General features: G+C 71.6%; 17 protein-coding genes and 1 pseudogene. 16 read left to right on the top strand and 2 right to left on the bottom strand.

The genetic code is table 11. The features are described from left to right. From ACIGG8_RS27565 to ACIGG8_RS27505, 13 genes and pseudogenes are all read left to right on the top strand, one after another. Window positions 1-379: pseudogene (locus ACIGG8_RS27565) on the top strand (hypothetical protein); the annotation flags it as partial. A gap of 336 nt (window positions 380-715) precedes the next feature. Then, window positions 716-919 carry a hypothetical protein gene (locus ACIGG8_RS27560; protein WP_396551509.1) on the top strand — a complete coding sequence of 68 codons (204 nt, stop codon included), beginning with the start codon at window positions 716-718 and terminating at the stop codon, window positions 917-919. Between the two features lie 91 nt (window positions 920-1,010). Continuing rightward, window positions 1,011-1,346 carry a hypothetical protein gene (locus ACIGG8_RS27555; RefSeq protein ID WP_396551508.1) on the top strand — a complete coding sequence of 112 codons (336 nt, stop codon included), beginning with the start codon at window positions 1,011-1,013 and terminating at the stop codon, window positions 1,344-1,346. Between the two features lie 95 nt (window positions 1,347-1,441). Then, window positions 1,442-1,672 carry a hypothetical protein gene (locus ACIGG8_RS27550; protein ID WP_396551507.1) on the top strand — a complete coding sequence of 77 codons (231 nt, stop codon included), beginning with the start codon at window positions 1,442-1,444 and terminating at the stop codon, window positions 1,670-1,672. A 77-nt stretch (window positions 1,673-1,749) separates the two neighbouring features. Then, a complete protein-coding gene (locus ACIGG8_RS27545) occupies window positions 1,750-1,929 on the top strand; it encodes a hypothetical protein (protein ID WP_396551506.1) in 180 nt (59 codons plus the stop codon). Between the two features lie 78 nt (window positions 1,930-2,007). After that, window positions 2,008-2,298 carry a hypothetical protein gene (locus ACIGG8_RS27540; RefSeq protein ID WP_396551505.1) on the top strand — a complete coding sequence of 97 codons (291 nt, stop codon included), beginning with the start codon at window positions 2,008-2,010 and terminating at the stop codon, window positions 2,296-2,298. 133 nt (window positions 2,299-2,431) lie between these two features. Beyond that, the gene (locus ACIGG8_RS27535; RefSeq protein WP_396551504.1) at window positions 2,432-3,121 is read left to right on the top strand and encodes a GNAT family N-acetyltransferase; all 690 of its coding nucleotides are present in this window, start codon (window positions 2,432-2,434) and stop codon (window positions 3,119-3,121) included. Window positions 3,122-3,362: 241 nt separating this feature from the next. Beyond that, complete coding sequence (locus tag ACIGG8_RS27530; protein ID WP_396551503.1) at window positions 3,363-4,007, top strand: hypothetical protein; 645 nt, start codon at window positions 3,363-3,365, stop codon at window positions 4,005-4,007. A gap of 195 nt (window positions 4,008-4,202) precedes the next feature. Beyond that, on the top strand, window positions 4,203-4,661 hold the full coding sequence (locus ACIGG8_RS27525; protein ID WP_396551502.1) for a PH domain-containing protein: 459 nt from the start codon (window positions 4,203-4,205) through the stop codon (window positions 4,659-4,661). Next, window positions 4,658-6,004, top strand: a complete 1,347-nt coding sequence (locus ACIGG8_RS27520) for a PH domain-containing protein (RefSeq protein WP_396551501.1) — start codon at window positions 4,658-4,660, stop codon at window positions 6,002-6,004. Before ACIGG8_RS27525 ends, ACIGG8_RS27520 begins: the two co-directional genes overlap by 4 nt. A gap of 267 nt (window positions 6,005-6,271) precedes the next feature. Next, on the top strand, window positions 6,272-6,634 hold the full coding sequence (locus tag ACIGG8_RS27515; RefSeq protein ID WP_396551500.1) for a hypothetical protein: 363 nt from the start codon (window positions 6,272-6,274) through the stop codon (window positions 6,632-6,634). Window positions 6,635-6,698: 64 nt separating this feature from the next. After that, window positions 6,699-7,046 (top strand): hypothetical protein, encoded by a 348-nt coding sequence (locus ACIGG8_RS27510; RefSeq protein ID WP_396551499.1) that lies wholly within the window; start codon window positions 6,699-6,701, stop codon window positions 7,044-7,046. 165 nt (window positions 7,047-7,211) lie between these two features. Next, window positions 7,212-7,799 (top strand): hypothetical protein, encoded by a 588-nt coding sequence (locus ACIGG8_RS27505; protein ID WP_396551498.1) that lies wholly within the window; start codon window positions 7,212-7,214, stop codon window positions 7,797-7,799. Window positions 7,800-7,919: 120 nt separating this feature from the next. Here the strand turns inward: ACIGG8_RS27505 and ACIGG8_RS27500 are convergent, their stop codons facing one another. Continuing rightward, entirely contained in the window at window positions 7,920-9,263 is a 1,344-nt protein-coding gene (locus ACIGG8_RS27500) for a tol-pal system YbgF family protein (RefSeq protein WP_396551497.1), read from the bottom strand. A 284-nt stretch (window positions 9,264-9,547) separates the two neighbouring features. On the opposite strand from ACIGG8_RS27500, the gene ACIGG8_RS27495 reads away from it, so the two are divergent. The 3 genes from ACIGG8_RS27495 to ACIGG8_RS27485 are packed head-to-tail and all read left to right on the top strand — an operon-like array spanning window position 9,548 to window position 11,211. Then, entirely contained in the window at window positions 9,548-10,015 is a 468-nt protein-coding gene (locus ACIGG8_RS27495; RefSeq protein WP_396551496.1) for an ATP-binding protein, read from the top strand. 28 nt (window positions 10,016-10,043) lie between these two features. After that, on the top strand, window positions 10,044-10,736 hold the full coding sequence (locus ACIGG8_RS27490) for a phytanoyl-CoA dioxygenase family protein (protein ID WP_396551495.1): 693 nt from the start codon (window positions 10,044-10,046) through the stop codon (window positions 10,734-10,736). Between the two features lie 43 nt (window positions 10,737-10,779). After that, window positions 10,780-11,211 (top strand): hypothetical protein, encoded by a 432-nt coding sequence (locus tag ACIGG8_RS27485; RefSeq protein WP_031076309.1) that lies wholly within the window; start codon window positions 10,780-10,782, stop codon window positions 11,209-11,211. Window positions 11,212-11,266: 55 nt separating this feature from the next. On the opposite strand, the gene ACIGG8_RS27480 is transcribed toward ACIGG8_RS27485, so the two are convergent. Then, on the bottom strand, window positions 11,267-12,514 hold the full coding sequence (locus tag ACIGG8_RS27480) for an MFS transporter (protein ID WP_396551494.1): 1,248 nt from the start codon (window positions 12,512-12,514) through the stop codon (window positions 11,267-11,269). Window positions 12,515-12,542: the final 28 nt, after the last annotated feature.

Raw genomic sequence — 12,542 nt, 5'->3', positions numbered from 1 at the left:
CACCCCCGCCTGGCCGTCCGAGTTCCCGACCGCCCCCAGCGGCCTGGACCTCACCTCCCAGCCCGCGATGTCCCCGGCAGCGATCCTGCCGACCATCGCGCCGCTGACCGGCAACGCGACGACCCCGAACCTCGCCACGCTGCCGACCGCTCAGTTCAGCGCCCAGGCCCCGTACACGGTCGCCATGCCGACCGTCACGGTGACCACGACGGTCACAACGACCGCCACGGTCACGGCGACCGCGACCGTCACGCTCGCACCGCCGTTCCCGGGCTCAACGAACACCCCCACCGCTACGACCCCCAGTGCCCCCGGCACCCCGTCCAGCGGAACCCCGACGGCCACCCCGACCAACAACCCGGGACCCATCGGCGGCTAGCACCCACGGCTGACCCCCGCCCCGACCGGGCGGGGGTCAGCCCTTTGCGTTTCCCCGGGAAACACCCCGCGCATCCGCACGGGCGGCCGGGGGGCCGCCAGCGGGCGCCCGCGAGCACGCGCGCAGTGCCGCCCCGAGCGCGCCTCCCGGGAGCCTGGCGGCGCCTCCTCGGGGCGCCTCGCTGCGCCCGCCGGCCTCCGAGACGCGGGCCGGCGACGGGCCCACGCGACAGCCCATTTCGGCAAGTTTCTTCCTTGACGTGTTAGTGCCTAGGCGCTAACTTTGTCCATGTCGGGCCGCACAAGAGCAGCCCACCGAGTGAGAAGGACCAGCCCAATGCAGCTGATGCGCCACTTCAAGCAGTACGAGACCGTCGCCCTCCGCACCTACGGCGAGCACTCCCGGCCCGTCGTCGCCCCCGGCACCCTCGGCCGCGTCGTCGAGACCGACACCCGCCTCGGGCTGGTCGCAATCACCTGGACCGGCGGGATCGAGGACGTCATCTCCTTCAACGACGGCGACATGATCCGCCTCGCCTGACACCCCGGCCGCCCCGCCCGAACCGGGCGGGGCGGCCCCCACCACCCGGGCCGCACACAGCAGCCCACCCACACCGAGAGAAGGACACACCGTGCCCGTCAACCTGGCCAAGGCCGAACCCGAGCCCACCGCCACCCTGATCATCAGCCGGAACAGCAGCCGCTGCAGCAACTGCCGACGCACCGCCCTGGCAGACCAGACCATCCACGACGTCATCCCGGGGTGGGGCGAACCGCGCCCGGGCTGCGGAGCCCGCTTCACCGCGACCACAACCGACTCGCCCGGGATGATCACGCCCGCCCGCCTCAAGGCGCAGCGCCCCGACCTGCCCGTCAAGGACGACCAGCCGGAGACCGCCCGCACCTCCCTCAACCCCGGCGACCGAGCCGCCTGGCGCATGCTGCGCCGCACCGACTCCGAGCAGTAGCCCACCCCGCTGGGCCCCGGCGACCCGAACCCGCCGGGGCCCAGCCCCACCCCCGGGCAGCACCGAGCAGCCCATCACTCCCCAAGGACGACACGATGACCAACCCCCCGCAGGAACTCGACCTCCCGCTGGTGCGCTCCCTCGCCAACCTGCTGGCCGCCCTGATCCGCAACTACCGCAACGACCCCGAGACGACCACCCAAGCCGAATACCTGGAGGGCGTGGAGACCGAGCTGCACAGCTTCCTGCGTAACCCCACCGACCCGCAGCAGCGCGACCGGATGATCACCGTCCTGGACGAGGTCACCCGCTTCACCGGGCAGTAGCCCACCCGGCTGCGCCCCGGCTACCCGAACCGGCCGGGGTGCGGCCGGCCCCGCACCGACACCGACGGGACCCCCGAATGATCAAGCGACGAACCGCCGTCCTGATCCTGCTGACCGTAGCCGCCAGCGTCTGGCTCGGCGCGAACACCTCCTACTACGACGCACCCGGCAACGCGGGCATCGCGATCGGCCCCAGCGAGTCCTGCCAGATCGGCTACGAGTGGCGCGGCACCCCCGGCTTATTCGCCTACTGCTGACCGCCCCGACGCTGCACGGGCCGCTGTCGGCCCGTGCAGTACGCCGACCACTGCTGACCTCCCCTCAGAGAGGACCTGATGTCTACCAAAGCCGAGCGTGCCGCCCTCACCGATCTCCTCGTGGAGGAGTGGCACGACTACGCCGAGATCCTGCGCTCGCGCGGCGAGACCTGGGACACCGTCAGCTTCCGTGACTGGTCCGACGGCATGTACATCGCCTCGGGGCGCGTGCACGCTCTCCTCAAGGCAGCCAAGATCATCGGCCTGCGCATCGACTACGCCGAAATCGACCGGCTCTACCGGGAGAAGCGCGACGCCCAGGCGCGGGCCCGGCGAGACGAGCTGCTGGCCGACCAGAACGGCTCCTGAGCCGCCCGGCACGGGACCACTACCTTCCGCTGCGCACCGGCGCCCCGAACCCGCCGGGGCGCAGCGGTCTACCCAGCACCCATTCCAGGCGGTGCTGCGGCTTCTTCCACCTCTACTCCAGGAGCAGTCCGTCTTGCCTTCCATCCCCTCTTCTCCCAACGGGCCGGCCATCACGGTGCGGGACGCAACCCGAGCCGACACCTCCGCCTTCATGGACGTCATCGCGCACGCGGACCCTGACGACCCCAACCCGTTCTGGCCCGCCCGGGCGGTGCTCGCCTCCCGGCCTGCTGGTCCGCTCTCTCACGGCGACAACCTGTGCTTGCTCGCCGAGGACAACGTCGGCGTTTTGGTGGGCGCGCTCCTCGCGGGGCCCCCGCGGTGGGTGCTCGACCACCCTGGTCTTGCCGGACAGGCCCAGGCGCGGAAGCTCCTGTTCTCCCGCGTGGCCGTGATCAACGGCGTCGCAGTTCATCCTGGCCACCGTCGGCAGGGCATCGCCAGGGCTATGCTCCGCAGCGCTGAGCAGCGCCTCACGCGGGCGGGCCGCGGCCTGGTGACCCTCGATCACAGCCCAGCCCTTGACGGGTTCTACCGCCGGCTTGGCTACAGCGTCAACGACGCCCTGGTCGTCCACGTGCCGGGGGATCGACTGCTTGCGATCGGCGACCCCAACCTCCGCCGGTCGTCCAAGGTGCTGGACCGTGCCACGCGTCTGGCCGACGTTCCCGGCCTGCCGTACCAGGTCGTCACCCGCCTCGTGCCCGGAGCATTCCTCCCGGACACCGGTGTCGTCTTCGACGGTAGGCGGCTGCGCTACTGATCCGCTCGGTCCGGCTGCCACCCCGATGGCAGCCGGACCTCCTTTCGCCTTGGCCGGTGCGCCGAGGAAGGTCGGTCCTCCTCCCAGTTCGGCGACCTGGCGCTGCTGCACTCCACGCGGCGACAAGTTGTTTACTTGATGAATAAGCGCCTAGGCGCTAACTTTGTCCATGTCGAGCTGCGCCGATCGGCAGAACCCGACGCCCAATCAGCCGTGACACCCAGAAAGGACAACAACCGCCGTGGGGCACCACATGTACCTTGTCGAGCCCATCCCCGAGGACAACACGGGGCTCCAGGAAGCGGTGGCGGCCCACGACGCCGCCCTCGCTGCCCGGAACGCCATGACCGTGCGCTCCGGTACTCCGGAGACGATCGCGGCGCACCAACGGGTGAACGCTGCCCACGCCGCGGTCCGCGCTGCCCACACCACCTACTTCGAGCTCAACCGGTGGCAGATGGCCGCCTACCGCCAGGCCATGCTGCGCCTGGGCATGACCGCCGCCAACGACTGCCCCGAGTTCCCCGAACTCCCGGCCGGCACCACTCCGGACGACCTGGACGTCGCCGCGCACCCGGACCGCTACGAGGACCGCAAGCCGAAGCCGGAAGTCGTCGCCTACAACGAGGCGCGGGAGAAGGTCCTGACCTGGCACACGGAGCCGCCACGCGCCATGGAGGCCCACAAGTTCGCGACTGCCCACCAGGGCTGGCTCGTGACACCCGCTGAGATCTTCGCCGCCCTGACCGTCTACCAGCGCGGGCACTCCTGGAAGGAGACCGCCGACCTCCTCCACGCCGCAGCGGTCAGCGACCTCGGCCTGTGGAACCGCTGGATCGACTTCCTGACCCGGGCGCAGCACCAGGGCGGCTTCCGCGTCTACTGACTCCTCATCCCGCTGGAGCTCCGGCTACCCGAACCGGCCGGAGTCCCAGCCCACCCTGCGAACCGAAGGACCAACCCTGTGACGCACGAGACGACCGACTCTCCGGCACCGGATCCGGATCAGCCTGGGGCCATACCGCTGCCCTTCCAGCCCGACGGGGTGGTCTTCACCCCCTTACCCCGAGCGGCACTGCGCATGTGGCGCGTCGCCGCCGTCGCTCGGGCGTCAGCCCTGTGCGCCGTCGGCACAGCCGCAGCCCTCACCGTTCCCCAGGTCTGGCCGCACGGGCCTTCCTGGCTGATCTGGCCGGTCCGGCTGGGCTGGGCAGTGGCCGCACTCGGTGCCGCGCGCGGTGCCGTCCGCTGGTGGCGCCTTCGGGCACGGTGGGAGTTCACCGGCTACGCCCTGACCGAGGACCGGCTGTGGGTGCGCGGCGGCCTGTGGCACCGCGGCCTGTACGAGCTGACGTACGGGCGAATCCAGGCGATCCAGGTCGACTCCGGTCCGCTGCAGCGGCGCTTCGGCCTGGCCTCCGTTCACGTCGCCACCGGCGCCTACCACCACATAAGCGTGCACAACGTGAACGCCGACGACGCGGAGCGCATCCGCGACGTCCTGTCCGTCGTCGCTCGCGAGCAGCAGGTGGCTCTGTGAGCGGGGACAAGGAGACGGTCCTCGAGGGACGCCTGCATCCCGTCACCCCGTGGCGGCGCACCTGGGCGGTGGCCTGCGGCGTGGCCGGGTTCCTCTTCCGCGATCTGCAGGAGTTGGTCCACTCCGCCCGGACCTGGCCCACGTCGGTGACGGCGTCCCTGGCGGCCGCGGCAACGCTGGCCGCAGGCGGATACGGCTACGCATCCTGGCGGTCCACGTCCTGGCGCCTGGACGCGGACGCGCTGCACGTGCGCACAGGGATCCTCCTGCGCCGCCGGCATCGCTTCGAGCTGGCCCACCTTCAGGAAGTAGACGTGACGCGCCCCTTCCTGGGCCGACTGATCGGCGTGTGCTCGCTTCGCCTATCGGTGTCCGGTCAGCACGCCCAGCTGAGCTACCTGTCCGAGGAGCAGGCCGGAGCGCTGCGCGAGGCGCTGCATGAGCGGATGGCTGCCGACGGCGCAGCCCCGGCACCGCCAGGGCCCGAGCAGTTCCCGCTCGCAGCCGCCACCGGGGCGGAGCCGGTAGTAACCGTCGCGCCCCGGACACTGGCTCTGGCGCTGCTGCTGGAGGTCCACACGCTGCTCCGTGCTGCGGTGACACTGGGCACGGGTCTCGTACCGTACCTGCTGTCCAGCGAGCCACTGACCCTGCTGTCGGCTCTCGGCGCCGCGGGCGCGGCGTGGCGGATGACCGGCTGGCGGTGGGCACGCTGGCACGGATGGACCCTGCGGGCCCTGCCCGGCGGCTACCGGGTCGACTTCGGGCTGTTCGACCGGCAACAGCAGACCCTGCGGCACGACCGCACGCACGCCGTCCTGCTGACACAGCCCGTCCTGTGGCGCCGGCGCGACTGGGTTCAGGTCCACCTCGCCACTGCCGGGCGCCACCGGCCGATACTGCTCGCGCCGGTGGCAACCCGAGACCAGGCCGATCAGCTGATCAGGCACCTGTACGGGCCCGACGGGCTCGAGGCGACCCGGATGCGGATCCCCGCGCCCAAGCGAGCACGCTACGCCGCCGTCCTCAGCCACACCCTGTCCTGCGTCGCACGCCACGGGTACTTCGCTGTCTGGCGCGGGCTCTTCCTGCGTAACGTCGTCCATCTGTGCCCTGCGGCGAAGGTGCAGTTCACCGGTCTCTCCCAGGGGCCGTGGCAGCGTCGCCTGGGCCTGGCGACCGTCCACGCCGCGCTGGCCGGCGGACCGCACCTGTCGGCCCGTCACCGCGATATCGGCGAGGCCGTGAACGTCGTCGCGGACCTGCGCAGCACCAGGGGACGGCGGCGGCTCCTGCCGCAGCAGTCCGATGCCTCCAACCCGCTGCCCGAAGCAACCGCCTGAACCAATCTGCGGACGGCAGGGCTGGCAAAGAGGCACCTGCCTCTTCGGGCACGTGGCGTCAAGTATAAAACTTGATGAGTAAGCGTCTAGACGCTAACATTGTCCATGTCGGACCGCACAAGCGCTCGACACGGCTGCTGATCCCCTGGCCCCCGACAGGGGATCAGCCCGACCTCAAGCCGCCGCCCCCGGGCACCCCCCTCCCGGGGGCGGCACCTGTTTCCCCGGGAAACAGCCCCGCGCCCGATTCAAGCTGAGAGGACACCTGTGGCCCCGACCACCATCTCGTTCGAGCAGGTCATCACCTACGTCACCAACAACTCGACCACGGCCGACCTCGACCGCTTCAACGCGGTCGCCGAACGGCGACGGAAGCATCTGCGCTCCACTCGGGAGGCCAGCGTCACGGTTGAACAATGGGTCCGCCTCGGCGGCCTGAAGGACTTCACGCTGAACGGACTGCGCGGCACCGTCGCCAGCATCGACAAGCGCGGCAGGGGCAAGACCGTGGCCAGCATCCGTCTCGACGCCGAGAGCACGATCCGCTACCGCAGCGAGCACTACGTTGCCACCGCCGATACCGAGCACACCCTGCCCGGTATCCCCCTGACCTGCGTCTACCCGGTCTGACACCTACGCCGCACCAGGAACCCGGCGCCCGACAGGCGCAGCACACCGAAAGGGAAGAACCGAGTTGAACGTCACCGCCGACGCCGTGAACGACTACCTGGCCCGCGACGCCAGCGAGGATGAACTGGACCGATACATGGAGGTGGCCCAGGAGCGCCGGGGCCTGCTGGCGACGGCTGGCATGGCTGCGATCCGGGAAGGCGCCGCAGTGGCCCTCGGCAAGATGAGTCCGAGCTACCTGACGGGGCTGACAGGAACGGTCGTCCACACAGAGTGGGCCGGCAGGCGTCTGGCCACCATCCAGTTCGACGAGAAGTCGACCGCCGTGCTCCGGGCGAACGGGCGAGCCCCCGAAGGGGCCACCCGCCACATCATGACGGGGATGCCCATCAGCGCCTGCCTCCCGCAGTGACGAGGGTGCTGCCCGTGCTGCGCCGCCGGTCGAGATGCAACGACCACAAGAGCGCAGCGAGCTGAACACCCAACCGCTGGGTCCCGGTCACCCGAACCGACCGGGACCCAGTGCCACCCGCACCACCTTGCCCACCCGACCCGGCTGAACGCCCCGGAGCGCACCGTGACCACAACGACCTTCGTAGGTGAAGAGCGCACCTTCACCTACCGCATCAACGGCGCCGACCCGATCACGGACTCGGAAGGCCGGGACCGTACGCCGCGCGTCGTCCGGATCACCTACCAGGACAGCACGGTGACCAACATCGCGCTGGACGAGGGATGGGGCGCCTTCCTGATCAACTTCGGCGTCTTCTCGCTCAGCAAGACCATGCTCGCCGCCCCTGGCATGTGGCCGGCCTGGCTGCGCACCCTGATAGAGCGCCACCGTCCGGGAGTCCTGGCCGACTACACCGTCATCGTCAACGAGGTCCCGAACTATGGCGGGGACGAACAGTGGGCCGTCACAGTCCGGGCAGCGAACGGCGACGAAGCGAAGCGCCTGGCAGTCGAGCTCCTGGAGAAAGAGCGGCTGCGGCAGGCCGACAAGCATGACGGCCCGGACCCGGACCGCGACAAGCCGGTGCTCTTCGCCGAGTACTCGGCGTTCTGGGTCCTTCCCGGGACCCCAGTGACCGATTCGTACAACACCTACGACTTCCGGGAGCAGCAGCAGGCTGCCGGAGACGCCTCCGCCGACGACCACGGGTAACCCCTCGGCGGGGCCTACCCGCAGAGCATCGGTCACGGCCCGGGCCCGCCCTCGGGGGTCGGGCCCGCGGTCGCATCACACGTGGCGGGCTCGGAACCACGGCCCATCCGGTGATGTGGTTCAGGCCGGACGGGGAGCGATCGGGCGGGCCCGGTCGAGGAGTTCGCGGACGTGGGGGTTGCGGCGGTGCGGCTTGGTGGCCGAGAGCATCGTGCGGAAGCGGTCGTCGGCCCGGCCGGACTGGACGTGGGGGTAATCGTCCAAGGCAAGGGTCCAACTCTGGACGGCTTCCTCCAGGCGACCGGCTTCGAGCTGCCATTCGGCGAGCATCGCTCGGTGGCGGACGCGAGCGCGCCGGTACACCGCGGGCCGGATCTTCTCGGAGTGCTGGAGTGCTCGGATCGCGCCTTCGCGGTCGCCGAGTTCGTAGTTGACCTGAGCGACGTGGTACGAGAGCGAGGAGGGGTCGTAGGAGCCGTGGGCCTTCGCCTTGGACTCGGCCTGTTCCATGGCGGTTTCGGCTTCGCGGAGCATGGCCAGGGCGCCGGCGCGGTCGCCGGTCTGGGCGAGGGCGTGGGCCTGCTGCCCGGCAAGGAAGGCCCGCATCCTGGGCCCGGCCTCGGGCGACGCCGCCGCGGCGGCGTTCGCGTACCGCAGCGCGGCGGCGCCGTGGCCGAGCTCTACGGCCTGGACGCTCATCCCGCGCAGGGTCGTGCAGTAGGTGAGGTGGTCGCGGGCGGCCAGGGCCAGCTCCAGCGCCTTCTTGTAGTACGCCTGTCCGAGCGGGTCCAGCCGCTCGTCCACCGCCATGTAGCCGGTCAGGTAGAGGTGGTCGGCGGCGGCGGACAGCATGGCCTTGCGGACCTCGTCGGAGGCGGTGGCCTTGAGGTACGGGGCGATGTTGTTGACCATGAACGCTGCAGCCATGGGGCGGGCGGTCCGGCCGCCGAACTGGTCGTCCAGTTCGCTGATCTTCTCAGTCATGGCGATTACGGACTCCACCTCGGCCATGCCGATCCGGGTGTGCGGGTCGGTCTTGAGCCGTTGGAACCGCCCGAGGTGGTCGGGCCAGCCGGGGATGGTGAGGGCGACCGAGTACAGGCCCGCTCCGAGTACGCCCCTGCGCGATGGGTCCATGTCCATAACCCCCAAATCGATCAGTCCCGCCACCGTATCCGTGGACTGTGGCTGAACGTCGGGCTGATCGGTGAAGCCGGCCTCGAAGGCGGTGACCGGCCGCCCCAGGCGGCGGGTCAGGGCCTCCAGGACCACCGTCCGGTACTTCGCCATGGGGCGGGTACCGGCAAGCCAGTGGGAGACGGCGGACTCGTCGTACCGCAGCTTGTACCCGGCTTCGGTGCCGGCCCGGTTGACCGCCCGGGCGAACTCGCCGTTGCTCGCCCACCGGCACTCGGCGACCAGGGCCGCGAACTTGCCGTTCGGTGTCCGTTCGCGTGCCACCATCGCCGCCCCCGGGCCAGGTTTCAAGGGTTTCAAGCATCCGGGGTGTCTCTACCGTGTTCACGCCCCGCGCACACCTGTTGACTCGATGTCAGGCCGAGCGAGAGCCCCGACAACGGCGGACCGCTTCGGCTTCACGATCGGCGGCACCGCCCACCCGCTCGTCCATTCCCGGGTGGCCGGTGCCGCTTTCCAGGCCAGCGCCGAAGGGTTCCACCGTGATCGTGCACTCCCATGTCTTTCGCCTGCCCCGAGATCCGGTCTCCGTGCCCGTCGCCCGCCGCCGAGTGAGGACCCGCATCGTCAGCTGGGGCGTCCTGCTCGACAAGGACGCCCGGCTCGCGCTGGACACGGTCACCTCCGAGCTTGTGACCAACGCCGTCCGGCACACGCACAAGCCGACGCTCACTGTCGCCGTCTACGTCAGCGTGCCGCTGCGGCGGGTCCTGGTCGAGGTCTACGACGGCTCGATCACGCTGCCCCGGCGCCGCCGGGCCGGCGCGGACGCGGAGAGCGGCCGCGGGCTGGAGCTGATCGAGCACCTGGCCTTGGCCCACGGGGCCGAGCGGACCGAGCGGGGCAAGCGGGTCTGGGCCGAGCTGGCCCTGCCCGAGCAGCCGGTGACCCGGCGCCAACTGATGGCCGTCCCGCGGCGCGCGATCCGAGCCGTCCTGCGCGCGCTCCCGCGCCCCCGGCAGTCCCCGATACAACCGCCGTTCGCGCCCGGCAGCACCCGCCCCCGCACCGCCGCCTGACCGCCGCCCCCTCGAAGGACGAGACCTGATGACCGATGTGACCAGCGCCGATGGAATCCTCGGCCGCCGCGGGCTGCGGACCGGCATCGAGTGGTCCACCCCTGGGGCCGCCCGCGCCCGGGCCGCCCAGCTCGTCGCCGAGCACCGTGCCCGCCGCCAGGAGATCGTCCGCAACCCGCACCTGGCCGCCGACTGGGCCCGCGCCGCCGTCCGCGCCCGGCCCCTGCTGGCCGCCGTCCAGGAGGCGATCGGGCCGGACGTCGCCGTGGAGAACACGTTCCTCGTGGTGAAGTGGCCCCACCGCGCCTTCGAGATCCCCTGGCACCAGGACGGCATCGACGCCCGGCTCGAACTCGACCCCGACCGGTCCGTCTCCGCCTGGCTGGCCATCAGCGACGCCACCCTCGACAACGGCTGCCTTCACGCCGTGGCCGGCTCCCAGCACTTCGGCTACCTGCCGTTCGCCTCCGAGGCCGACCACGGCGCCGAACGCGGCCGGGCCGACCAGGCGACCGGCTTCACCACCGACGCCACGACAGCCCTGCCCCTGCCGTCCGGGTCCGCCCTGCTCATGGACAGCCGCCTGCTGCACCGCTCCGGCACCAACACCGGCGACGGCGCCCGCGTCGGCCTGAACGTCCGCTACGTCGCTCCGGGCGGCATCCGCCGCCGCGACGCCCAGAGCCCCAGCCCCGCCCCGGTCACCGGGACGGGCTGGTAGCACCACCCACGGGATCAACACCCAGCGAGAGGAGCACAACACCGTGACCATCCTCGAAGAGATCGCCACCCGCGAGGACCTGGTAACCCGGGTCCGCGTCCTGACCGGGGAGGACGCCGACGCGGCCCGCCGCGCCGACAAGACCCCGATCGCCAAGTCCGACTGCACCTACTACTGCCCCGACGCGGCCACCGCCGAACGGTGCATCCAGTCCCTGCGCGAGTCCGACGAGCGCCTGCGCAACCGCCCCGAGGAGCTCATGCTCTGGGACTGGCAGTGCACCTACTGGGAGGCCGAGCCCGGCAACCCCAACGGCGGCGGCACCGTCCTGCTCGGCGTCGCCTGGTACGACCAGGCGTTCTTCGACGACCGCCGCGACGCCTGGTTCGGCGCCATGCACCAGCGGATCTACAAGGACCTCGGCATCCCGCTGGAGGACATCACCGTCACCCACTGGCAGCTGCTCGCCAGCTGACCTGAGCACCACCAGCACATCGGCCGGGCCCCGCACCGCGGGGCCCGGCCCGTGCTCAGTCGCGGGCCGCCAGCTCCGGCACCGGCAGAGCCTCCGGCAGCAGCCGGCGCCCCCGTGCCAGGGCCAGCACCAGCACAGCCCCCGCCCCGCCGACCGCCGCCACCGCCAGGCCGCCGCCCAGGAACGCGGCCCTCGGCCCGGCGGCAGCGAGCGCCGGGACGAACAGCATCGAGACCGTCCCGCAGGTGCGGATCACGGTCAGGTCCACCGTCAGCAGCCGCCTGCGGGCGGCCGGAGGGAACAGCGCGAAGTGCGTCGACAGCGCGATCTGCAGGAATGGCGACACCGTCCCCGACAGCACGGACAGCGCCAGCAGCACTGGCAGCGACCCGGCCAGCCCGGTGCCGGCCAGCACCAGCCCGGAGGCCGCCCACGCCCCGCAGTACACAGCCGTCAGCCGCGCCGGAAGCCGCACGTTCCCGGCCACCAGGTTGCCCGCCAGGGCCCCGGCCCCGCTGCAGGCCAGTACCGCCGCGTAGGCGGAGGCCCCGGCTCCGAGGCGGGCGGCCAGCAGGGCGGGCATCGCCAGCGACACCGCCCCGGCGAAGATCCCGATCCCGTGCACGGCCAGCACCACCCCGGTGTCCGGGTGGGTCCGCACCAGCGACCAGACGCCCGGCCGCACCCCCGCCGCCTTCGGCCCGGCCTGCGGAGCGGCGGCCGCGGCCGGCCGGACGCTGGCGGCCAGCAGCACCAGGGCGAGAGCCGAGAGCGCGAACGTCGCCGCATCCACCCAGAACAGCCCGGCCAGCGGCATCACCGCCAGCAGCAGCCCGGCCGCCCCCGGGCCGGCGATTCGGGCGATCCGGCCGGTCAGGTCCATCAGCCCGCTGACAGCCTGCACCTCGCCCGGCCGGACCAGATCCGGCACCATCGCACCGAGGTTCGGGTCGAACAGGGCCCCGCCAACCCCCAGCAGCGCGGCCGAGGTGATCAGCCCGACCGTGCCGAACTCGGCCCACGCCCACGGCAGCGCGGCCACCAGGACAAGCCGCACCGCGTCCACCGCTGCCAGGGCCCGCAGCGACGCAAACCGGTCCATCACCCGGCGCCCCACCGTGCCCAGCACGATGTACGGCAGGGACTCGGCGACGGCCACCAGGCCCATCGCCCCGGCGCCCGACCGCTCCCAGGCCATCCACATCACGGCCATCGCGTACAGCCGGTCACCGAACACCGACGCCGTCTGCGCCCCCCACAGCAGAAGCACAGGCCCGCGCCGCAGCAACCGCACGTATCGCATGATCCACTCCGCCCCAGGAAGCACGAAG

The sequence above is a fragment of the Kitasatospora sp. NPDC085464 genome (genome assembly GCF_044541955.1).
GTDB lineage: Bacteria > Actinomycetota > Actinomycetes > Streptomycetales > Streptomycetaceae > Kitasatospora.
This window is presented reverse-complemented; position numbering and strand designations above follow the sequence as displayed.